This is a genomic window from Streptomyces plumbidurans, from assembly GCF_019857225.1.
In the GTDB taxonomy this organism is placed as follows: domain Bacteria; phylum Actinomycetota; class Actinomycetes; order Streptomycetales; family Streptomycetaceae; genus Streptomyces; species Streptomyces plumbidurans.
Window position 1 is genome coordinate 1 of the sequence record NZ_JAFJSY010000108.1, and the last position, 22,227, is coordinate 22,227.

15 protein-coding genes are annotated in these 22,227 nt (G+C 70.5%); 8 read left to right on the plus strand and 7 right to left on the minus strand.

Annotation, left to right across the window (positions count from 1 at the left end; translation table 11 throughout):
- The first annotated feature begins 493 nt into the window (after nucleotides 1–493).
- Both JYK17_RS37315 and ptsP read left to right on the plus strand, forming a co-directional pair.
- Nucleotides 494–943: a PTS sugar transporter subunit IIA gene (locus tag JYK17_RS37315; protein WP_108011150.1), complete on the plus strand. Its 450-nt coding sequence runs from the start codon at nucleotides 494–496 to the stop codon at nucleotides 941–943.
- Nucleotides 944–1,022: 79 nt separating this feature from the next.
- Nucleotides 1,023–2,693, plus strand: a complete 1,671-nt coding sequence (gene ptsP / locus JYK17_RS37320) for a phosphoenolpyruvate--protein phosphotransferase (protein WP_222812133.1) — start codon at nucleotides 1,023–1,025, stop codon at nucleotides 2,691–2,693.
- An 80-nt stretch (nucleotides 2,694–2,773) separates the two neighbouring features.
- On the opposite strand, the gene JYK17_RS37325 is transcribed toward ptsP, so the two are convergent.
- Nucleotides 2,774–3,667, minus strand: coding sequence for a DUF8829 domain-containing protein (locus JYK17_RS37325; protein WP_108011154.1), 894 nt, complete (start codon nucleotides 3,665–3,667; stop codon nucleotides 2,774–2,776).
- A gap of 22 nt (nucleotides 3,668–3,689) precedes the next feature.
- Nucleotides 3,690–4,904, minus strand: a complete 1,215-nt coding sequence (locus JYK17_RS37330) for an MFS transporter (RefSeq protein ID WP_222812134.1) — start codon at nucleotides 4,902–4,904, stop codon at nucleotides 3,690–3,692.
- 111 nt (nucleotides 4,905–5,015) lie between these two features.
- Between JYK17_RS37330 and JYK17_RS37335 the strand changes: the two genes are divergently transcribed.
- Nucleotides 5,016–6,335, plus strand: coding sequence for an aminotransferase class I/II-fold pyridoxal phosphate-dependent enzyme (locus tag JYK17_RS37335; protein WP_222812135.1), 1,320 nt, complete (start codon nucleotides 5,016–5,018; stop codon nucleotides 6,333–6,335).
- A gap of 29 nt (nucleotides 6,336–6,364) precedes the next feature.
- Here the strand turns inward: JYK17_RS37335 and JYK17_RS37340 are convergent, their stop codons facing one another.
- Entirely contained in the window at nucleotides 6,365–8,332 is a 1,968-nt protein-coding gene (locus JYK17_RS37340; RefSeq protein ID WP_222812136.1) for an acetoacetate--CoA ligase, read from the minus strand.
- Between the two features lie 213 nt (nucleotides 8,333–8,545).
- On the opposite strand from JYK17_RS37340, the gene JYK17_RS37345 reads away from it, so the two are divergent.
- Complete coding sequence (locus tag JYK17_RS37345) at nucleotides 8,546–10,912, plus strand: glycoside hydrolase family 31 protein (protein WP_108011162.1); 2,367 nt, start codon at nucleotides 8,546–8,548, stop codon at nucleotides 10,910–10,912.
- 19 nt (nucleotides 10,913–10,931) lie between these two features.
- On the opposite strand, the gene JYK17_RS37350 is transcribed toward JYK17_RS37345, so the two are convergent.
- Nucleotides 10,932–11,468, minus strand: coding sequence for an NUDIX domain-containing protein (locus JYK17_RS37350; RefSeq protein ID WP_016434129.1), 537 nt, complete (start codon nucleotides 11,466–11,468; stop codon nucleotides 10,932–10,934).
- Between the two features lie 47 nt (nucleotides 11,469–11,515).
- A complete protein-coding gene (locus JYK17_RS37355; RefSeq protein ID WP_108011164.1) occupies nucleotides 11,516–12,346 on the minus strand; it encodes a M15 family metallopeptidase in 831 nt (276 codons plus the stop codon).
- A 197-nt stretch (nucleotides 12,347–12,543) separates the two neighbouring features.
- Here JYK17_RS37355 and JYK17_RS37360 point away from each other — a divergent pair, with 197 nt between their 5' ends.
- The 4 genes from JYK17_RS37360 (at nucleotide 12,544) to glpK (ending at nucleotide 17,936) form a co-directional block, all read left to right on the plus strand.
- Nucleotides 12,544–12,969: a Zn-ribbon domain-containing OB-fold protein gene (locus JYK17_RS37360; RefSeq protein WP_108011166.1), complete on the plus strand. Its 426-nt coding sequence runs from the start codon at nucleotides 12,544–12,546 to the stop codon at nucleotides 12,967–12,969.
- On the plus strand, nucleotides 12,966–14,156 hold the full coding sequence (locus JYK17_RS37365; RefSeq protein WP_108011168.1) for a lipid-transfer protein: 1,191 nt from the start codon (nucleotides 12,966–12,968) through the stop codon (nucleotides 14,154–14,156). The genes JYK17_RS37360 and JYK17_RS37365 overlap by 4 nt, the downstream gene beginning before the upstream one ends.
- A gap of 144 nt (nucleotides 14,157–14,300) precedes the next feature.
- Nucleotides 14,301–15,953 carry a GGDEF domain-containing protein gene (locus JYK17_RS37370; protein WP_108011170.1) on the plus strand — a complete coding sequence of 551 codons (1,653 nt, stop codon included), beginning with the start codon at nucleotides 14,301–14,303 and terminating at the stop codon, nucleotides 15,951–15,953.
- Between the two features lie 471 nt (nucleotides 15,954–16,424).
- Nucleotides 16,425–17,936: a glycerol kinase GlpK gene (gene glpK / locus JYK17_RS37375; protein WP_108011172.1), complete on the plus strand. Its 1,512-nt coding sequence runs from the start codon at nucleotides 16,425–16,427 to the stop codon at nucleotides 17,934–17,936.
- Nucleotides 17,937–18,005: 69 nt separating this feature from the next.
- Here glpK and JYK17_RS37380 read toward each other — a convergent pair whose 3' ends face one another.
- On the minus strand, nucleotides 18,006–18,611 hold the full coding sequence (locus JYK17_RS37380) for a GTP-binding protein (RefSeq protein WP_108011174.1): 606 nt from the start codon (nucleotides 18,609–18,611) through the stop codon (nucleotides 18,006–18,008).
- Complete coding sequence (locus tag JYK17_RS37385; RefSeq protein WP_222812137.1) at nucleotides 18,592–22,221, minus strand: hydantoinase B/oxoprolinase family protein; 3,630 nt, start codon at nucleotides 22,219–22,221, stop codon at nucleotides 18,592–18,594. Before JYK17_RS37385 ends, JYK17_RS37380 begins: the two co-directional genes overlap by 20 nt.
- Nucleotides 22,222–22,227: the final 6 nt, after the last annotated feature.

Consider the following 22,227-nt stretch of genomic DNA (forward strand, 5'->3'; position numbering starts at 1 on the left):
TTCACAGCGTCCTCGCTGTGTTGTATTTCAAAGGAACCTCGCCCCGACCGAACCGGCCGGAGACGGGGTATCAACATATCTGGCGTTGATTTTTGGCACGCTGTCGAGTTCTCAAGGAACGGACGCTTCCTTCGTACTCACCCTCACGGGCTTTCCTCCGGGCGCTTCCCTTTCGGTGTCCCAAACTCTATCAGCGTTTTTCCGTCGCCCTGACCACCGTCCTGCGGGCATGCAGAAGGTGACCCCGGGATAGGATCTGACGAGTATGGGTGCTGCTGAGCAAGGACGCTTGGTCGCGTCGCTCGGCCTCAAGCAGGAGTACGACTGTACACGGGGCCGGGAAGCCGGTGCAAATCCATTAGGGTGGTGGTCTAGACCACTATCCGGTACCTTTCACGCGGAACCGGCACTTCATCTGACATAACCTGCCCAGAGTGCGCCGTCCGGTACAGGCAGTGACGGCCCTCGTATCTCCACCCCTGGGAGGCTTCCCATGACCACCGTGACGTCCCCGATCGCTGGACGCGCCATCGGACTGGCAGCAGTACCTGATCCCGTCTTCTCCGGCGCCATGGTCGGCCCCGGCACCGCGATCGACCCTGTGCGTGAGCCTTCCGAGGCCGTCGCTCCCGTTGACGGGGTCATCGTCTCCCTCCACCCGCACGCCTTCGTCGTGGTGGACGAGCACGGACACGGCGTGCTCGTCCACCTCGGCATCGACACCGTGCAGTTGAACGGCGAAGGCTTCGAACTGCTCGTCAACAAGGGCGACACCGTGACGCGGGGGCAGGGCGTGGTGCGCTGGAACCCCGCTGCCGTTGAGACCGCCGGTAAGTCCGCTGTGTGTCCGATCGTGGCGCTCGAGGCCACGGCCGAGGCTCTCTCCGATCTTCGTGACAACGGCGACGTGAAGGCCGGCGACAGCCTTTTCGTCTGGAAGTGACATCAGGGCCGTCGGCATGACGGCCTGCAGTGCAACCACCGCGGCGGCGGGACCCGCCGCACTATCGGAGACGGGTGAGATGGAGACAACGCTGCGAGGCGTCGGTGTGAGCCACGGAGTGGCGATCGGCGAGGTTCGGCACATGGGAACGGCGGTCCTGGAGCCGCCTGCCAAGCAGATTCCGGCGGAGGACGCTGAGCGTGAACAGGGGCGCGCTCGCCAGGCCGTGGAAGCTGTGGCGGCCGACCTGATGGCACGCGGCAATCTGGCGGGGGGCGAAGCCCAGGCGGTGCTCGAGGCGCAGGCCATGATGGCCCAGGACCCCGAGTTGATGGCGGATGTCGAACGGCGGATCGCCGTCGGGAGCACGGCCGAGCGCGCTGTGTACGACGCGTTCGCCGCGTACCGCGCGCTGCTGGCCGGTGCCGGCGAGTATCTGGCCGGTCGCGTGGCCGATCTGGACGACGTGCGGAATCGTATCGTCGCCCGGTTGCTCGGGGTGCCGATGCCGGGCGTACCGGACAGTGACAAGCCGTACGTTCTCATCGCCCGTGACCTGGCGCCTGCCGACACGGCGCTGCTGGATCCGGCCCTGGTCCTCGGCTTTGTGACGGAGGAGGGCGGGCCCACCAGCCACAGTGCGATTCTGGCGCGGGCGCTCGGTGTTCCGGCCGTGGTGGCGCTTCCGGGCGCCGGTGAGTTGGCGGAAGGCACCGTGATCGCTGTCGACGGCAGCACCGGCGAGATCTCCGTCAACCCGAGCGAGGAGTTGAAGGCCCGCCTGGAGGCCGCGGCCGCCGAGCGCAAGGCGGCGCTGGCCGCCGCCACCGGTCCGGGCGCTACGTCCGACGGTCACAAGGTGCCGCTGCTGGCCAACGTCGGCGGTCCCGCGGACGTGCCGGCCGCCGTCGAGGCCGGGGCCGAGGGTGTCGGTCTGTTCCGCACCGAGTTCCTCTTCCTGGACGACAGCAAGAACGCCCCGTCGCAGGAGAAGCAGGTCGAGGCCTACCGACAGGTACTCGAGGCGTTTCCTGAGGGCCGTGTCGTCGTACGTGTGCTGGACGCCGGTGCGGACAAGCCGCTCGACTTCCTCACGCCGGCCGACGAGCCGAACCCCGCACTGGGTGTGCGTGGTCTGCGGACGCTGCTCGACCACCCGGAGGTGCTGCGCACCCAGCTGACCGCGCTCGCGAGGGCTGCCGAGGGGCTGCCGGTGCACCTCGAGGTCATGGCTCCGATGGTGGCCGACCGTGCCGACGCCAGAGCGTTCGCGGACGCGTGCCGTGAGGCGGGTCTGCAGGCGAAGTTCGGCGCGATGGTGGAGATTCCGTCGGCCGCGCTTCGGGCTCGGTCGATTCTGCAGGAGGTCGAGTTCCTTTCCCTGGGGACCAACGACCTTGCGCAGTACACCTTCGCCGCCGACCGTCAGGTGGGTGCGGTCTCGCGTCTGCAGGATCCCTGGCAGCCCGCGCTGCTCGACCTGGTCGCGCTGTCCGCGGAGGCCGCGAAGGCGGAGGGCAAGAGCTGTGGTGTCTGCGGTGAGGCCGCGTCGGACCCGCTGCTCGCATGTGTGCTGACCGGGCTGGGCGTCACCTCCCTCTCTATGGGTGCGGCGTCGATTCCTTATGTGCGGGCGGCACTGGGCAAGTACACGCTGGCTCAGTGCGAGCGTGCCGCTGCGGCGGCCCGGGCCACGGAGAGCGCCGAGGAGGCGCGCAACGCGGCTCAGGCGGTGCTGTCGGGCGAGTAGCGGGACGACGACGGCTGTCGTTGTGCCGATCGTGTCCCGAGGGGGGGCGCTCCACTTGCGGGTGGAGCGCCCCTTTTCGTTCAGCGGTGGTGACCCGGCTCCTGCCCTTCCGGCCCGAGGTCGGGTGGTACGCAGTAGTCGACGTCCGATTCCGGGGAGATCAGGTCTCCGGATTCGATGTCGGTGCAGTAGGCGTCGAACACCTCGCCCGCGGTGAGGGGTTCGATGCCCTCTCCGCGCAGGCGCCAGCCGTAGACCCGGTCGGGGGTTCCGGGGGCGCTGGTGCGCATCACGAGTCCGCCCGGGGTCTGGGTGGCGAGGCCCAGGGCCAGGACGGTGGTGAATTCGAGGGCTTCGGCCTCGTCGAGTTGGAGGCCGCCGTCTTCGTCCTCGTCCGCGTGGAGGACCGAGGAGAGTGTCTCCGGCTCTGCCGAGACGCTGCAGACGAGGTGGCGGTTGCCCGTGCCCGCTGTCTCGAGGATGCGGACAAGGAGGTGGGAGGCGCGGGTGAAGGCGGCGCGGCCGATGTCCTCGCCGCAGGAGGCGCAGGCGCCGAGGCGCGCGAGGAGCGTGGACGCGTACTCCCATGTGGCCTGTCGGACGGCTTCGTCGACGAGGGCGGGAAGGAGGTCGGCGAGGGGCTGGCCTTCGTAGGGCAGGACGGCGCCTGTGGTCGACAGTTCTGCGGTGAAGCGTGCGCGGCTCGACTGGGCGTCGGGGTCGAGGCCTTTGTCGGTGCAGAAGTCGGCGTACTCCTGCGGGTCGAAGAGGGCGACCGTGGTGTGGCTGCCCTGCGAGGCGCGGGTTTTCAGGAGCGCTTCGACCTGCTGGAGGTAGAGCGCGTGGTCGTCGAACGTGAAACTTCGGTAGCGACGCATGGCACGGAAGTCGTGTTCGTCGGTCAACAGGCCGATGGTGCCCGCGATTTCGCGGCGCAGGACGCGGCGCATGGTCTGGTGGTCGGTGCGTGTCATCGTTCCCCCTGTACGCAGTCGATCAATGCTCACTCACAGTAACCGGCGGCACTGACAACGACGTGCGGACGAGGCGCTCACGGATCACGCGGTGCTGGATCGTGCAGGTCAGGGCGATGATTGCGCCGAAGCAGGTCCAGCCGACGGGCCCGGTGGCGATGGCTACGGTGACGGCGAGTGGTCCGACGCTGCGCTGGGCGGACTGGGCCAGGCCGTGCACGCCGAGGTAGGAGCCCTGTGCGGTTTTGGGGGCGAGGGCGACGGAGAGCTCCCAGGACACGGTGGCGTGGAGCATCTCGGCCACGGTGAAGGCGACGGCCGAGCCCGTGAGGAACAGGGTGGCGGTGACGGCGCCGCCGGTGGAGGACAACGCCATCGCGACGCCGCCGAGGGCAAAGGCCGCGGACAGCGGCAGGAGCAGCGCGCGAGCGGCTGTGGCGGTGGCGCCGAAGCGGGCCAGGGGGACTTGAAGGGCCACCACCATCACGTTGTTGAGGACCAGCAGCAGGGGGGCGAGGCCGTGCGGCACGTTGCCCGTGTGCGCGATCCACAGGGGCAGGCCGACCTTGAAGACGGCGTCGTCGAGGAAGAGGACCGTCTCGGTGGCGACGTAGGCGAGGTAGGTGCGGTCCCGCCAGGGGCTCGTCCGTGCTGGTTCGACCGTGGGAGCCGGGCTCTTCGAGCTGGTGACGGTGCGGGCGGCGGACGGGGGTTCGCCGCAGCGCAGGGTGAGCAGCGCGGAGGCGAGGAAGGAGAGGGCGTCGCCGGCGAGGAGCCATTGGTAGGCGGCGGTGTTGCCGAGCGCGAGGGCTCCCGCTGCCGCGAGTCCGCCCAGGGCCCAGCCCGCGTTGGCGATGGTGCGCTGAACCGCCTGGTAGCGAACGCGGTCCGGGCCTGCCACGCGGGTCGCGTAGAGCCTGGTGAGGACGTTCGCGGAGCGGTCACCGAGGCTGCCGACGGCGGAGAAGGCCAGGAGGAGGGCGTAGTCGTTCGTGGTGAGGAGCGCCACGGAGGCCAGGGCGCGCAGGAGTTGCACGATGAGCAGGACCCGGGTCAGCGGGAACCGGTCGGCGATGCGGCCGCCCAGGGGTGCGCCGGCGATGCCGATGGCTCCGGCGGTGGCGGCCAGGGTGCCGACCTCGGCGACGGAGAGGCCCGAGACGTAGGTGAAGTACAGGACGGACACGGCTGCCCACAGGCCGCTGCCGGTGCGGTCGACGAGCGCGATGACGAGCATTCTTCGTCCGTCGCGCCCTCCGGGTATCCGACTCGACCATGCGGCTGCGCGGCGTATCGGAAGCACTGATCCCCCTTGTCAGAACTTATGTACTGATACATAATGTGAAACGTGGCAACACAATATGGGATCAGTGGTACGACAGCCAAGGGAATTGCCGCGTCCGTCGAACGAGCCGTGGCCGAAGGCGCACTGGCGCCCGAGGCGCTGCTCCCCCCCGTGCGGCGTCTCGCCGAAGACCTCGGGGTGAGTCCCGGTACGGTCGCCACGGCCTACAAGGAGCTGCGCCGGCGCGGCATCGTGGTCACGCGCGGGCGGGGCGGGACCGTGGTGGCGCCGGCGCCCGCGGTGGCATCACGCCGTCCGCCCAAAGTCCCGAAGGGGCTGAGGGATTTGTCCGGCGGGCACCCCGATCCCGCCCTGCTGCCCGCTCTCGTACCGCCGTCGCACCTGTCCCCCGGCACGCGTGCACACCGCACGATGCCGAGGCTGCCGCGACTCGAGGAGGTCGTACGCGACTGGATCGGGTCCGAAGGTGTGCCGGTGGATCAGGTGACCTTCGCGCACGGGGCGCTGGATCTGATCGGCCGTCTGCTGTCCGTGGAGTTGCGGCCCGGCGACGCGGTGGCCATGGAGGATCCCGGCTATCACCATCTGCTTGATCTGTTCACGGCGTTGGGGCTGCGAATCGTGCCGGTGGCCGTGGACGACGAAGGTCTGCGGCCCGAGGCCCTGCAGGCGGCCCTGCGCGCGGGTGTGCGGGCCCTGGTGTGCAGTCCGCGGGCGCAGAACCCCTACGGCGGCTGTTTCTCCGCTGCCCGCCGGGATGCCCTGGTGGAGGTCCTGCGGGAGGAACCGGACGTGCTGGTCGTCGAGAACGATCACGCCTCGGCTGTGTCAGGCGCTCCCCTGCACTCGCTGAGCGCCGGTGGGTTGACGCGCTGGGTGCACGTCCGCACGGTGAGCAAGTTCCTTGGCACCGATCTGCGCTGGGCGGCGGCGGCCTGTGACGCGACCACGCTGGCCCGGCACGACGGCCGGCTGCTGCTGACGTCCGGCTGGGTCAGCCATCTGCTCCAGGGGATCGTGTGCGGACTGCTGACGGACGACGGCACGCGCGCGTTGGTGGCACGCGCCGAGGAGGCGTACGCGCTGCGCCGCGAGGCTCTCCGCGACGCGCTGGGCGAGCGCGGTATCGACGCCCATGGGGCAAGCGGGATGAACCTGTGGGTACCGGTGCGGGACGAGGCGGCCGTGGTGAACGGGCTGCGTTCGTACGGCTGGTGGGTCGCGGCCGGGGCACGGTTCCGTGCGTCGACGCCACCGGGAGTGCGCATTTCGGTGGCCGCGCTGGAGCCGGCCGAGGCGGTGCGGCTGGCCTCGGACTTCGCCTCTGTGCTGGGCGAGTCCGAGGCCACCTACGGCGGTTGAGCGCCTTGTTGGTCCCTCGGGGACGCGTCTCAGGCGCGTTTGCGGGCGAGGTCCTCGTAGAAGTGCAGCAGATCCAGGTTGTCGATGGAGCCCGGGTTGACGGCCTTCTCCAGGGGCGTGCCCTGCAGGAGGCGCTTGACCGGGACCTCGATGCGCTTGCCGGTGAGGGTGTGCGGGACGCCGGGCACCTCGATGACCTCGTCGGGGACATGGCGCGGTGAGAGCTGTTCGCGGATGGTCCGCTTGATGCGGTCCAGCAGGGCCTCGTCCAGGGTCGCGCCGGGGGCCAGGTGGACGAACAGAGGCATCCAGTAGCCGCCGTCCGGCTGCTCGATGCCGATGACGAGGGACTCCTTGATCTCCGGAATGCGCTCGACCGCTTCGTAGATGTCGGCCGAACCCATGCGCACGCCCTGGCGGTTGAGCGTCGAGTCGGAGCGGCCGTGGATGACGACGGAGCCGCGGGAGGTGACCGTGATCCAGTCGCCGTGGCGCCATACGCCGGGGTACGTGGAGAAGTAGCTGTCGTGGTAGCGGCTGCCGTCCGGGTCGTTCCAGAAGTGGATCGGCATCGACGGCATGGGGTTGGTGACCACGAGTTCGCCGACCTCGTCGATCACGGGCCTGCCACTCGGGTCCCAGGACTGCAGATCGGTGCCGAGACCGGGCGCCTGGAGCTCGCCCACGTACACCGGGAGGGTCGGTACTGCTCCTGCGAAGCAGGAGCACACGTCCGTGCCGCCGCTGACCGAGGCGATCCACAGATCGTCGCGCACCTCGTCGTGCAGCCAGCGGAACCCGTCGGGCGGGAGCGGGGACCCGGTGGTGGCGACGCACGCCACCTTGGAGAGGTCGAAATCGCGCGCCGGGTGCACACCGGCCTTGCGGCAGGCCATCACGTAGGCGGCCGAGGTGCCGTAGAGGGTGGCGCCGGTGCGTTCGGCGATGCGCCACTGGGCGCCCGTGTCCGGGAAGCCGGGGCTGCCGTCGTAGAGCACGATCGTCGTCCCGGTCAGAAGGCCGGAGACGAGGAAGTTCCACATCATCCAGCCGGTCGACGTGTACCAGAAGAAGCGGTCCTCGGGGCCCAGGTCGCAGTGCAGGCCGAGCTGTTTGAGGTGCTCGACCAGGATGCCGCCCTGGGACTGGACGATGGCCTTGGGCAGACCGGTCGTGCCCGAGGAGTACAGCACCCAAAGGGGGTGGTCGAAGGGGACCTGCTCGAAGACGGGCTCGACGTCCGCACCGGTCAGGTCCGACCACGCCACGGTGCCCTCGGGGGTCTCCGTGCCGAGGAGGGGGATGTGGACGACGTCTCGCAGCGTGGGCAGTTCACGGCGCAGTTCGGCGACCACGTCGCGGCGGTCGTGCTCCTTGCCGCCGTAGCGGTAGCCGTCGACGGTGAACAGGACGACGGGTTCGACCTGCTGGAAGCGGTCCAGGACGCTGCGGGCGCCGAAGTCGGGGGCACAGGACGTCCAGACGCCGCCCACCGTGGCCGTCGCCAGGAAGGCGACGACGGCCTGCGGGATGTTGGGGAGGTAGCCGCTGACGCGGTCTCCGGGGCGTACGCCGCGGGCGCGCAGTTCTGCGGCCAGGGAGCCGACCTGGCGGCGCAGTTCCGCCCAGGTCACCGGGCTCGGTTCGTGCGTCTCGTCCACGTGGAGGAGGGCCGGTTCGTCCGCGCGGGTCGCCGCGGCGCGCAGGGCGTGCTCCACGTAGTTGAGGCTCGCCCCGGGGAACCACTGGGCGCCCGGCATCGATCGGTCGCCGAGCACGCGCGCGTAGGGTGTGGAAAACCGTACGTCGAACCACTCCGTTACGGCCTTCCAGAACGTGTCCAGCTCGTCCACTGACCAGCGGTGCAGCGCCTCGTAACCGCCCTCGGCCGGGGCACCGTGGTGCTCGGCCGCCCAGGCCTGGAACTTGGTCACCTGCGCCTGGGCGACGCGCTCCGGATCTGGCCGCCACAGCGGCTGGGGGTTCACGGTCGACATGGGGCAGCTCCCGGACTGTACGCGTCGTGTGCGTCGGTCGCGCACGTGCTGGGGTGTGCGCGTTACGCGGCTGACACGGACGATGCCATGTGATCGACTTCCGCACCAGGGCACGCACCACATAGTCCGTGCCGTGAAGATGTGGTCCGGGCACGGGTGAACGGCAGTTGAACGACACGCGCGCGTGGGGCGGTCAATGGCAGGGTGAGCAGCATGAACGGTCGTGACCTGGTGCGTTCGATACGGGCGGTCGGTTCTGCGGGGGCGGCCCAGGGGTTGCGTACCGTGCGAGCCGCATGGCGCAGGAAGCGCGTGGACTCCGCCGCGCTGCCGCCGCGGGGGGCCGAGCGTGCGCGGGTTCCGGGGACCGTGCAGGAGGTGGAGCCGGCGCCGGGCGGCGGCATCGTCCGGTTCAGCCGGTCCGAGCTGCGGATCGCGGTCGCGGTGAACGGGGCGGTCTTCTGGGGCTGGGACGGGGCCTCTCCCGAGCCGTCGTACGCGCTCGCGGGCAGGTGCCCGGAGCCGGATCCCCGGGCGGTCCTGGAGCCCGACAAGGACGGTGGCTGGCGTGTGGTGGCCGAGCGGGTGACGGTGGCCGTCTCGCGGCACGGAGCGGTGGAGGTGCTGACGCCCGGAGGTGTGACGCTGCGCCGCGATCTGCCGCCCCGGTGGTGGGAACCGGTCGGGGGTGGCACGGCGCGCTGGATGCAGCGCTCCGAGGTGGCCGCGGACGCGCGGTTCTTCGGTCTCGGCGGCCGTGCGTCCGGGCCGCGGCTGCGCGCCGGAACGTACCGCCTGTGGAACAGCGACCCGGGCCATGCGTTCGGTCCCGGCGACGATCCGCTCTCCATCACGATGCCCGTGCAGCTGGTGGTCGCCGATGCGGCGACGCATCTGGCGTTCCACGACACCTCGTGGGACGGCACCGTGACACTGCGGGAGGGTGAGGAGGGCGCCGGTTCCGGTCACGACCGGGCGGGGATCTCCGAGCTGCGGATGGACGGTGGTCCGCTGCGCTGCTGGGTGATGGTCGGTACCCCCGCGCGCGTGCTGCTCGTCTGGGCCGCGCTGACAGGTGCGCCGGCACTGCCGCCCGCGTGGGCGCTGGGTCATCACCACGCGCGCTGGGGCTTCGGCAGCGAGCAGGAGGTGCGGCGCATCGTCTCCGGCTACCAGGAGCGGGAACTGCCGCTCGACGCCGTCCACCTCGACATCGACCACTTGGACGGGCACCAGGTGTTCACCGTCGACCAGGAGAACTTCCCCAAGCTGCCGCTGCTGGCCGAGGAACTGCGTCAGGACGGGATCCGGCTGGTGTCCATCGTCGACCCCGCGGTCAAGGCCGCCGAGGGCAACGCGGTGTACGACGGCGGGACGGCGCAGGACGCGTTCGTCCGGGACGCCTCGGGACGCCTCGTTCAGGGCGTCGTGTGGCCCGGGGAGACGGTGTTCCCGGACTTCACCCACGCGCGCGTGCGCGCGTGGTGGGGAGGCCTGTACAAGGAACGGCTCACCCAGGGGTTCTCCGGCTTCTGGCACGACATGAACGAACCCACGTCCTTCACCGCCTTCGGTGAGTCGACCCTGCCGCGCTCGGCCCGGCACGCGCTGGAAGGACGCGGTGGGGACCACCGGGAAGCGCACAACGTCTACGCCCTGTGCATGGCGCGGGCGACCTACGAAGGTCTGCGCGAACTGATACCCGAGCAGCGTCCGTTCGTCTTCTCCCGCTCCGGCTGGGCCGGGATGCAGCGCTACGGCGGCACCTGGTCCGGTGACGTGGCCACGGGCTGGCCCGGGCTTCGGGCCTCGCTGTCGCTGGTCATGGGGCTCGGTCTGTGCGGTGTGCCGTACTCGGGTCCCGATGTGGGCGGCTTCGACGGGAGTCCGTCACCCGAGCTGTATCTGCGGTGGTTCCAACTGGGCTCGTACCTGCCGCTGTTCCGCACCCATGCGAGTCTGCGTGCCGGGCGCCGGGAACCCTGGGAGTTCGGCCCCGAGGTGCTGGAGCACGCGCGCGTGGCGCTCCTCGAACGCCGGCGGCTGCTGCCGTACTTCATGACGCTCGCCCATCTGGCCCGGCGCACGGGTGCGCCCTACGTGCGGCCCCTGTGGTGGTCGGCGCCAGAGGACCGTGCGCTGCGCGACTGCGAGGACGCCTTCCTGCTGGGCGACTCACTGCTGGTGGCTCCGGTGCTCGACGCGGGCGCGGTGCGGCGTGCGGTGCAACTGCCCCGGGGTCGCTGGTACGACACGGTGACGGAGCGGGTGCACGAGGGGCCCGGGCGGGTGTTCCTCGACGCCCCCTTGTCGCGGATTCCGGTGCTCGCGCGCGCGGGTGCCGTCGTCCCCGTGCGCGGGGACGACGGCGGGCTGGAGCTGGAGGTGTGGGCGCCTGCCCGGGGACGCACCGGCGGCGGACTGGTCGTGCAGGACGCGGGTGACGGGTGGGAGGAGCCGGAACTCGAGCGCTACGTCACCCGTTGGGCAGGACAACGGGTGGTGGTCGAGCGGGAGATGGAGGGCGGCACGGGCGAGCCTGCGTACCCGGTGCGTCTGCGAGGGGCCGGGCGGGGCTGACTCACCGGACGCGGCCGACTCAGATGTACCGGCCCTCGAACCAGGCCCGCACGGCCAGCGTGTGCAGGGGGAAGGCGAGCTCCTCGGGCCTGCGCAGCAGATGCCAGCCTTCCGTCTCGTCCGTGGCGGAGGACTGCGGGAGCCCCTCGGCCGGGCGCTCCGGCAGGAGTCCGAACAGCAGCAGGTGCCCGTCGGGAGAGCTCATGGCGTCGACGAGCCGCACGTCGCGGCCGGCCGCGTCGATGCCGGTCTCTTCCTTGAGCTCGCGGACGACGGCCTGCCGCCACTCCTCCCGGTCGTCGATGTAGCCGCCGGGCAGGGCTATCCCCCCGCGCGCGGGGGCGATGGTTCGGGTGATGACGACGAGGGCGGTGCCCTTCGTGTCGTACACGGGCTGGAGCGCGATCGCCACCGGCAGGGGATTGCGGTATGCCACGGCGTGGCATACCGGGCAGGTGCGGGGCCAGCCGGTGACGCCCTCTCCGTAGGGCGCTCCGCAGCTCGAACAATGCGAGTTCGGCGCGGAATTGGGGGTGGAGGCTTGAGTTTCGGACACGAGGCGGAATGTATCCGATCACGGGGAGGGCGTCTTCAGCAGGCGCCTCAGCGGCGGCCGATAAGCGACTTCCGGGACACCGGGAAGTCGAAATAGGTGTCCGGGTAGGGCTCCGGCTGGAACGTGTAGTGCCACCACTCCTCTGCGAGGTTCACAAAACCGAGACGCTCCAGGGTGCTCTTGAGGAACAGCCGGTTGGCGCGCTGTTGGCCCTGGATACGGGGGTCGAGGGTGTGGGCGAGGGTGTCGAAGCAGTCGAATCCGGTGCCCATGTCGATCGAGTTGTCGGGAAAGCGTTCGTCCTTGGGCGCGAAGCAGGGCACCAGGGGCTCGCCGGGGTGGTAGGGCCTGGTCGGCCTGGCGGGGAGTTTCACGATGGTGAGGTCCATGGTGGAGCCGCGGCTGTGGCCGGATTTCTCCGCGATGTAGCCGTCCTCGAACAGCCGGGTCTTGTCGACGTTCGGGTAGAACTCGCCCTTCATCGCCTGGTCGTCGAGGTTCTTGGCCCAGCGGACGAAGTGGTTCACGGCGCGTTGCGGGCGGTAGCAGTCGTACACCTTGAGGCTGTAGCCCTTGTGCCGCAGCCTCGTCTGCGCCTTGTGGAGCGCTTCGGCGGCCGGCCGGGTGAGGATGCAGATCGGCTGCTGGTAGCCGTCGATGCGCTCGCCGACGAAGTCGTGCGGGGTGAAGTAGCGCATCTCCTGGATGATCGTCGGGTCCACGGATGCGAGGGTCACGAAGTCCTTCGGCGCCTTGGGCTCCGCTTTCGCCCGGGCCGGCGCGGAAGCCGCCGGGGCCGGTGCGGAGGCCGCTGTCACCGCCAGCAGGGCGGCGAGCGCGGTGATCAGACCGCGTACTGCACTGGAGAGACGTGTCATGTCTCCTGCATCTACCAGGTCGGGACGGCCGGATCCACCCCCGTGGGACCCGGCCGTCCCTCCCGTTACCACGACGCAGCAAGGGGCCCGTTCGGTTCGACCGGACGCCCTGCCGATTTCCGGAAGCCCGTGACACACTTCTGACGTCCCGTCAGATTCTGGTGCGAGGAGGGGCTTTGTCGCGTACACACACGCCTGTGGTCGAAGGGTGGTTCGCCGGCCAGGGGGACGACTTCAGACTCCTCGGCACACGCTGTGCGGCGTGCGCCTCGGTCTTCTTCCCCCGCGAGGACGGGCACTGCCGCAATCCCCGGTGTCCAGGCGGGGACCTGGAGGAAATACCCCTCTCGCGGCGTGCGCGCATTTGGTCGTACACGGACAGCCGGTATCGCCCGCCGTCACCCTATGTGACGAACCCGGAACTTCCGTGGGAGCCGTACACGTTGATCGCTGCAGAGCTGGAGGCCGAACGGATCGTGGTCCTGGGGCAGGCGGCTCCCGGGATCTCCGTTGCCGATCTGGCGGTGGGCATGGAGGTGGAGGTGGTTCCCGGAGCGCTGCACGAGGACACGGAGACGGTCTGGACGACCTGGCACTGGCGGCCGACGGGGGTGGAGGCATGACAGGTGAGGTAGCGGTGCTCGGTGCGGGCATGCACCCCTGGGGGAAGTGGGGGCGCAGCTTCGTCGAGTACGGGGCGGCGGCGGCCCGTGCGGCGCTCGCCGACGCCGGGCTGGAGTGGCGCGACGTCGGCTCGATCGTCGGGGCCGGCACCGTTCGCGGCGGCTATCCGGGATACGTCGCCGGTGCGACCTTCGCGAAGGCGCTGGGCTGGCAAGGAGCCCGGGTCGCCAGTGTCTATGCGGCGTGCGCGTCCGGGGCGCAGGCCGTCGACGCCGCCCGGGCGCAGATCCTGTCGGGCCTCGCGGACGTTGTCCTGGTCGTGGGCGCGGACGCGGCTCCCAAGGGCTTCTTCCGGCCGGCGGGAGGAGACCGCCCCGACGATCCGGACTGGCTGCGCTTCCGGGTCCTGGGGGCGACCAACCCCACGTACTTCGGCCTGTACGCCCGCCGCCGCATGGCCGTGCACGGCGACACCGTGGAGGACTTCGCGCAGGTCAAGGTGAAGAACTCCACCATGGGCGCGCTCAATCCGTACGCCCGCTACCGCAAGCGGGTCACCGCCGAGGAGGTCGCCGCGTCCGCCGTGGTCGCCGAGCCGCTGCGGCTGCTCGACATCTGCGCGACGTCGGACGGAGGTGCGGCGCTGGTGCTGTCCAGCATGGAGTTCGCACGCCGCCGGGGCGTGGACCGGCCGGTGCGGATCCGCGCGGTGTCGACCGTGACCCCGCAGTACCCCAACACGGTCCTGGATCTGCCGGACATCGCGACCGACTCGGCGGTGGCGGTGCAGCCGCACCCCGACACCTTCCGCGCCTCGATCGCGAAAGCGGCGTACGAGGAGGCGGACCTCGGACCGGAGGATCTGTCCCTCGCGGAGGTATACGACCTGTCCACCGCCCTCGAACTGCAGTGGTACGAGGACCTGGGGCTGTGCGCGGAGGGAGAAGGCGCAAAGCTGCTGCGGGAAGGTGCGACGAGCCCGGGCGGGCGAATACCGGTGAACGCGAGCGGCGGTCTCGCTTCCTTCGGCGAAGCGGTTCCGGCTCAGGCGATCGCCCAGGTGTGCGAGCTGACCTGGCAGTTGAGGCAGCAGGCGGGCGACCGGCAGGTCGCCGGGGCACGCGCGGGGATCACGGCGAACCAGGGGCTGTTCGGGCACGGATCGGCCGTGGTCGCGGTGCGCTGAGCGACGTTCGGGGCACCGCCGGGGTGTGCGCTCGCAACACCGGCGCAGACCCCGTCCTCGTACGCTGTGTGACCGGCCCGGAATCCTGCGTGAACGTCTCATGAACTGGGCCTGGGCGCTCGCCGGCGGAGCCATCATGCTGCCGTGCGCTCCTGGACGGACACTCTCCGCTTCGCCTTCCAACCGGTGGTCAACCTGGCCACCGGAACGGTCGCGGGACTGGAGATACTCGCCCGCCCGGAGACCGGCGACATCCTGGCCGAGGCCCGGCGCGACCCCGAACTCGACGGCCGGCTGGCGGTGTCGGCGCTGCGTACGGCCGCGCGCAGAGAGACCCTGCTGCCGCTGCACATCAATGTGTTCGCGGGCACCCTCGCCGACCTCGGCGGTCTCACCCCGCTGCACGACGCCGTGCGCGGGGCCGGGCGGCTGCCGTGGGAGGTGACGATCGACATCGTGCCGCCGTACGCCCACGTCCCGCAACAGGCGCTGCTGGAGGCGGTGAGCGGGCTGCGCGCCCAGGGCTTCCGGATCAGCGCGGACGGCGTCGGGGACGGTGACCTCCCTTTGCGGCTGCTCATCGACATGGGGCCCGACCTGGTGAAGCTGGACGCGGCTCTGCTGAGCCGGCCGGCCGCGGTGAAGGCCATGCGGACGCTGTGCGAGGAGCTGGGCGCGCTGCTGGCGGTGGAGGGCGTGGAGACGGAGCTGCAGTGCGCGTCGGCGATCTCGGCCGGTGCCCAGCTGGCGCAGGGCGAGCTGTTCGCACCGCCGTCCCGGCTGCCCGCCGCGGAGGTGTACGTCCCGCCCCGCTCCCCCGGCGTCACAGCCCTGCCGCGGTCGGGGCCGTCGGTACGGGAGTTCGTACGGCCCGCCGCGCTGCTGCCCGCCGCCGCGTCCGCCGGTCAGGTGCGAGCACTGCTGACCGGGTCGCCGGACGTGTCAGGGGTGCTGCTCGTGGACCAGCACGGGCGCCCGGTCCGGTCGGTCCACCGTTCGCGTTTTCTGCTGTCCATGTCGGGGCGCTACGGACACGCCCTGTACGCCGACCGGCCCGCGGCCAAGCTCGGCGACCCGCCGCGGACGGTGGGCGCCGACGCCACGGCCTGGGAGGTCCTGGACGTGGTGGCCGTCGGCGGCCGGAGCCGTACGTCGGACGATGTGGCGGTGGTGGACCCGCACGGTAGGTGCGTGGGCGTCGTACGGCTCGCCGACCTCGTGCGGGCGCTGGCCGAGAGCCGGGTCGAGGAGGCGGCCGGGCTCAATCCGCTCACGCGGCTGCCCGGCTCCGACGCGATCACCGGCGAGGTGGATCGCCGTATCGTGGACGGCCGGACGTTCGCCCTGAGCTGGCTGGACGTGGACCATTTCAAGCAGGTCAACGACGGAGCGGGCTTCGCGGCGGGCGACGAGCTGATCCGCTCGGTGGGGCGGGCGCTGCAGCGCGCGGCGTCCGCCGGTACGCGTGTGGGCCATATCGGCGGGGACGATTTTTTGGTGCTCGCCGAGCCGGAGCGGCTGGATCAGCTGGCCGCCTCGGTGCTGGACGCGCCGTGGTCGGCCGGCGGACGTCCCGTCACCTTGTCCCTGGCCACAGTCCTGTGTCCGCCGGGCAGTGTGACCGACCACCGGCAGGTTGCCGCTTGCCTGGCGCCGCTGAAGAAGGCCGCGAAGGCCCTTGCCGGAGCGAGCTGGGTGGTGGGCCAGGCAGGTCGGCCGGGCCACGAGATCCGGCGCGGCTCGCGATCGACGCCCGCACAGGCGGGGTGCGTGGTGGCGGAACCGGGCCTAGGCTGATCGTCACAACAGACCGGGCCGTCCCTTCCTCGCAGGGGGCACACCGCGCAGGGGCGCACCGACGGCTGTCACCGTTGCCGTCAGCGACCTTGACGCTCTGTGGGTGCCGGTGAAAACTTCCGGTGTCAGTCGACATCGCCGTACATACACGGTCTATCCAGGCACGTGTCGCGTGGGCCCCTTCCGAACGACAGGACCGGTCCCCCGGGTGATGCGGCTGCTGCGACGGCATGCTCGTCACGGATGCCGGGCGGGGCGCGGGAGCTTCCCCGCCGTCGGCTGAAGTCGCCATGGGAAACGCACCCTGCACCAGGGACCGGGGCGGATCACCCCGGCACAGGGCCTAGGAGCCGCCATGAGCAACGGAGACATTCACGGCGACGGGCGCGGCTGCGTCGTCATCGGTCCGTCGCTCCGCACAGCAGCCTTCTGATCCACAGCAGCTTTCTGAGGAACGACGAAGGGGACGTCATGACGGACAAGTTCGTCGCCGCGATCGACCAGGGCACCACCTCCAGCCGCTGCATCGTCTTCAACCAGGACGGCGCGATCGTCGCCGTCGACCAGCGTGAGCACCGCCAGATCTTTCCCAAGCCCGGCTGGGTGGAGCACGACGCCACCGAGATCTGGTCGAAGGTGCAGGCGGTGGTCGCCGGAGCGATCGCCAAGGCGGGACTGCGCGCCGACCAGGTCAGCGCGCTCGGCATCACCAACCAGCGCGAGACCACCGTCCTGTGGGACCGCGCGACGGGCAAGCCCGTGCACAACGCGATCGTCTGGCAGGACACCCGCACCGCCGCGCTGACCAGGCAACTCGGCGGATCGGACGGGCAGGACCGCTTCCGCGAGCAGACCGGGCTGCCCCTGGCCACCTACTTCGCAGGTCCGAAGGCCGCCTGGCTGCTCGACAACGTGCCCGGGCTGCGGGCTCGCGCCGAGAACGGCGAGATCGCCTTCGGCACCATCGACTCCTGGCTCATCTGGAACCTGACCGGCGGCACCGACGGAGGCAAGCACGTCACCGATGTGACCAATGCCGGGCGCACCATGCTGATGAACCTGGAGACCCTGCAGTGGGACCAGTCCATCCTCTCCGCGATGAACGTCCCCGAGGCCGTCCTCCCCGAGATCAAGTCGTCGGCCGAGGTGTACGGCACCGCGGTGGGCCAACTGGCCGGAGTGCCGGTCGCGTCGGCACTCGGCGACCAGCAGGCGGCGGTGTTCGGACAGGCCTGCTACGACGTGGGCACGGCGAAGAACACGTACGGAACGGGCTCCTTCCTGCTGCTCAACACGGGCAACCGGCCCGTGCCGTCGAAGAGCGGACTGCTCACGACGATGGGATACAAGATCGGGAGTGAGGCGCCGGTCTACTGCCTGGAGGGTTCGATAGCCATAACGGGCGCGCTCGTGCAATGGTTCCGCGACCAGCTGGGCATCATCCGCCACGCCGACGAGATCGAGCCCCTGGCGGCGAGCGTCGAGGACAACGGCGGGGCGTACATCGTGCCTGCCTTCTCCGGTCTGTTCGCGCCGTACTGGCGCTCCGACGCGCGCGGCGTCGTCACCGGTCTGACGCGCTACGTCACCAAGGCGCATCTGGCCCGGGCCGTACTGGAGGCGACGAGCTGGCAGACCCGCGAGGTCGTGGACGCGATGTTCCAGGACTCCGGGGTGCAGATCACCACCCTGAAGGTGGACGGCGGCATGACCAAGAACAACCTGCTCATGCAGCACCAGTCGGACGTCCTCGACGTTCCCGTGGTCCGCCCGAAGGTCTCGGAGACCACATGTCTGGGCGCCGCCTACGCGGCAGGGCTCGCCACGGGCGTGTGGAACGACCTGGACGAGTTGAAGGCCCACTGGCAGAAGGACGTCGAGTGGACGCCCTCCATGGAGTCCTCCGTGCGCGACCGGGAGTACCACAACTGGCGCAAGGCCGTGGAGAAGAGCTTCGGCTGGGCGGAGGACGGCGAGAACTAGGCACACGCGCGCGTGCCGCAGGACGCGGCCCGTACCCCGGTCGGCGGGGGTACGGGCCGTGCGCGTCGCTCAGGTGGTGACGCTCTGACGGCGGTCGGCCGCGCACGCCATCGCGTGCTCGACCACGCCGATGAGGACCTCCTTGACGGTTTCCCGGTCCCGGGCGTCGCACAGCAGCAGCGGTACGTCCGCGTCGAGGTCGAGCGCCTGACGGACCTCGTCCTCAGGGTAACGGGCCGCGCCCTCGAAGCAGTTGACGCCCACGACGAACGGTATGGAGCGCCGCTCGAAGTAGTCGACGGCGGCGAAGCAGTCCTCCAGACGGCGGGTGTCGGCGAGCACGACGGCGCCCAGGGCGCCCTCGGAGAGCTCGTCCCACATGAACCAGAACCGTTCCTGGCCCGGGGTGCCGAACAGATACAGGACCAGGTCCTCGCGCAGCGTGATGCGGCCGAAGTCCATGGCCACCGTGGTGGTGTGCTTGCCCTCCACACCGCTGGTGTCGTCGATGGGGCGTCCGGCTTCGGTGAGCAGCTCCTCGGTGCGCAGCGGCCTGATCTCACTGACCGCACCGACGAGGGTGGTCTTGCCCACTCCGAAGCCGCCGGCCACCAGGATCTTGAGCGTGACGGGCTCGACCGGAGGCTTCCCGCGCTCAGAACGCCCGAAGATCATCGTTCTCTTCTCCTGCTTGATGGGGGTCGGTCGGCAGCGGGCCGTAGCCCCCGCCGCCGGGGGTTTCGATGACGAGTACGTCGCCGGGGCCGACGTCCGCCGAGTCGCTGCCGCCGAGCGCGGTGACGGTGCCGTCCGCGCGCTCCACCCGGTTGGCGCCCAGCGCGCCGGGCTCGCCGCCGGCCATGCCGTACGGCCGGACCCTGCGGTGCTGGGACAGCGTGGACACCGTCATGGGCTCGAGGAAGCGGATGCGGCGCACGGCGCCGTCCCCGCCGGGCCAGTGCCCGGACCCGCCGCTGCCGTGCCGGACGGCGAACTCGTCGAGCCGCACGGGCAGCCGCCACTCCAGGACCTCGGGGTCGGTGAGCCGCGAGTTGGTCATGTGGGTCTGCACCACGGGGGCACCGGGGAAGCCCTCTCCCGCGCCGGAACCGGAGGCGACCGTCTCGTAGTACTGGTACCGCTCGTTTCCGAAGGTGACGTTGTTCATCGTCCCGGAGCCCTCGGCCTGGACGCCGAGGGCGGCGTACAGGGCCCCGGTGATGGCCTGGGAGGTCTCAACGTTGCCGGCGACCACCGCGGCGGGCGGCTGGGGCGCGAGCATGGAGCCGGGCGGTACGACGATGTCCAGGGGGCGCAGACAGCCGTCGTTGAGCGGGATGTCGTCGGCGACCAGGGTGCGGAAGACGTACAGGACGGCCGCGTTGACCACCGCGAAGGGCGCGTTGAAGTTGCTGGTCAGCTGCGGTGAGGTGCCGCTGAAGTCGATGGTCGCGGATCGGTTTTCGCGGTGCACGCGCACGCGTACCCGGATGACGGCGCCGGAGTCGGTCTCGTAGGCGTACTCGCCGTCGTCCAGGGCGTCGATGACCCGGCGCACCGCTTCCTCGGCGTTGTCCTGAACGTGCCTCATGTACGCCTGCACGACGTCGAGTCCGAAGTTCTCGATCATGCGGGCGACTTCGTCGACGCCCTTGCGGTTGGCGGCGATCTGGGCGCGCAGATCGGCGAGGTTGGTGCCGGGGTTGCGGGAGGGGTACGGCGCCTCGGTGAGCAGGCGGAGGGTCTCCTCCTCACGGAAGCGGCCGTCCTCGGCCAGCAGCCAGTTGTCGAAGAGGATGCCCTCCTCCTCGATGGTTCGGCTGTTCGCGGGCATGGAGCCGGGCGCGATGCCGCCGATCTCCGCGTGGTGTCCGCGGGAGGCGACGTAGAACAGGATCCGGTCACCCTCCGTGTCGAAGACGGGGGTGATCACGGTGACGTCGGGCAGGTGGGTGCCGCCGTGGTACGGGTCGTTGACGGCGTAGGTGTCGCCGGGCCGCATCGAGGTGCCGCGGCGCCGGATGACCTCCTTGACGCTGGTGCCCATCGAGCCCAGGTGGACTGGGATGTGCGGCGCGTTGGCCACCAGGTTTCCGTCGGGATCGAAAAGCGCGCAGGAGAAGTCCAGACGCTCCTTGATGTTGACGGACTGGGCCGTGGACTCCAGCCGCGCGCCCATCTGTTCGGCGATCGACATGAACAGGTTGTTGAAGACCTCAAGCAGAACCGGGTCGGCTTCTGTGCCGAGATCGGAACTCTCCGTAATCGCCGTGCGTTCCATGACCAGATGCCCGTCGTCGCGGGCCACGGCCTGCCAGCCGTCGTCGACGACGGTCGTGGCACTGGCCTCGGTGATGATCGCGGGGCCGGTGACGGTGTCGCCGGGGGGAAGGTCCTCGCGGCGGTGCAGGGGTACGTCGCGCCAGGTGCCGCCGGTGTGGAGGCGGACACTCTCCGGCGCGGACGGGCCGCCTTCGCGGGCGGCTTCGTAGGGGGCGAGGACGGAGAGATCAGGGGGTTGTGTGATGCCGGTGGCTTCCACGGAGAGGGCTTCGACGACGATCGGACGGTCGAGGGTGAAGGAGTACGTGGCGCGATGACGCTCTTCGAAGACGTGACGCATCGTGTCGGGCTCGGTCAGCTCGACCGTCAGGGCGGTGTCGGTGCCGTCGTAGCGCAGCTGCGCGCGACGCGTGATCCTGATGCGGTCCTCGGGGACGTCCTCGGCGAGGAGTTCCCCCCGGGCCGCGCCCTCCAGGTCGTCGGCGGTCTTCAGGACCGCGGGCATGGACGCCGGTTCCAGGGGCGCCTCGACGGACTGTTCGCGCATGGCGGTGGTGTCGGCGAGACCGATGCCGAGCGCGGACAGGACTCCGGCCATGGGGGGTACGAGGACGGTGCGGATCCCGAGCGAGTCGGCCACCTTGCACGCGTGCTGGCCGCCCGCTCCGCCGAACGTGGTGAGGGCGTAGCGGGTGACGTCATGGCCCTTCTGGACGGAGATCCGCTTGACGGCGTTGGCGATGTTGGCGACGGCGATCTGCAGGTAGCCCTCGGCCACCTGTTCCGGCGTGCGGTCGTCCCCGGTGCTCGTGCGGATCTCGTGCGCGAGAGCGGTGAAGCGCTCGCGCACCAGGTCCGCGTCGAGGGGCTGGTCGCCCTCCGGGCCGAACACCTTGGGGAAGTGCGCGGGCTGGATCCGGCCGAGCATGACGTTGGCGTCGGTGACGGCGAGCGGGCCGCCGCCGCGGTAGCAGGCGGGCCCCGGGTCCGCTCCCGCCGAGTCCGGCCCTACGCGGTAGCGGGTCCCGTCGAAGTGCAGGACGGAGCCGCCGCCGGCGGCGACGGTGTGGATGTCCAGCATGGGCGCGCGCAGCCGGACACCGGCGATCTGCGTGGTGAAGACCCGTTCGTACTCACCCGCGAAGTGCGAGACGTCGGTGGAGGTGCCGCCCATGTCGAAGCCGATGACGCGGTCGAATCCGGCCAGCTGCGACATGCGTGCCATGCCGACGATGCCTCCGGCCGGCCCGGAGAGGATCGCGTCCTTGCCGCGGAACTGCCCGGCCTCGGCGAGCCCGCCGTTGGACTGCATGAACATCAGCCGTACGCCCTGCAGTTCGTCCGCGACGCGCTGGACGTAGCGGCGCAGCACCGGCGACAGGTAGGCGTCGACGACGGCGGTGTCCCCGCGCGGCACGAGTTTCATCAGTGGGCTGACCTCGCTGGACAGCGAGATCTGCGTAAAGCCGAGGCGGGCCGCGAGCTCCCCCACCGCCTGCTCGTGAGCCGGGTGCAGATGGCTGTGCATGCACACGACGGCGACGGCGCGGATGCCGTCGTCGTACGCCTCCCGGAGGGACCCTGCGAGGGCGTCGAGGTCGGGGGCGCGCAGCACGGTGCCGTCGGCGGCGATGCGCTCGTCGACCTCCACGACCCGCTCGTGCAGCAGCTCGGGCAGGTCGATGCGGCGGGCGAAGATGTGCGGCCGGTTCTGGTAGGCGATGCGCAGGGCGTCCCGGAAACCGCGGGTCACGACCAGCACGGTGCGCTCGCCCTTGCGCTCCAGGAGCGCGTTGGTGGCGACCGTCGTGCCCATGCGGACGGCCTCGATGGGCTCCTGGGAACCGCCGAGCAGTTCGCGTACGCCTGCGACGGCCGCGTCGGAGTAGCGCGCCGGATTCTCCGACAGCAGCTTGTGCGTCAGCAGACGGCCGTCGGGGTGTCGCGCGACGATGTCCGTGAAGGTGCCGCCCCGATCGACCCAGAACTGCCAGCGTGCCACCTCAGT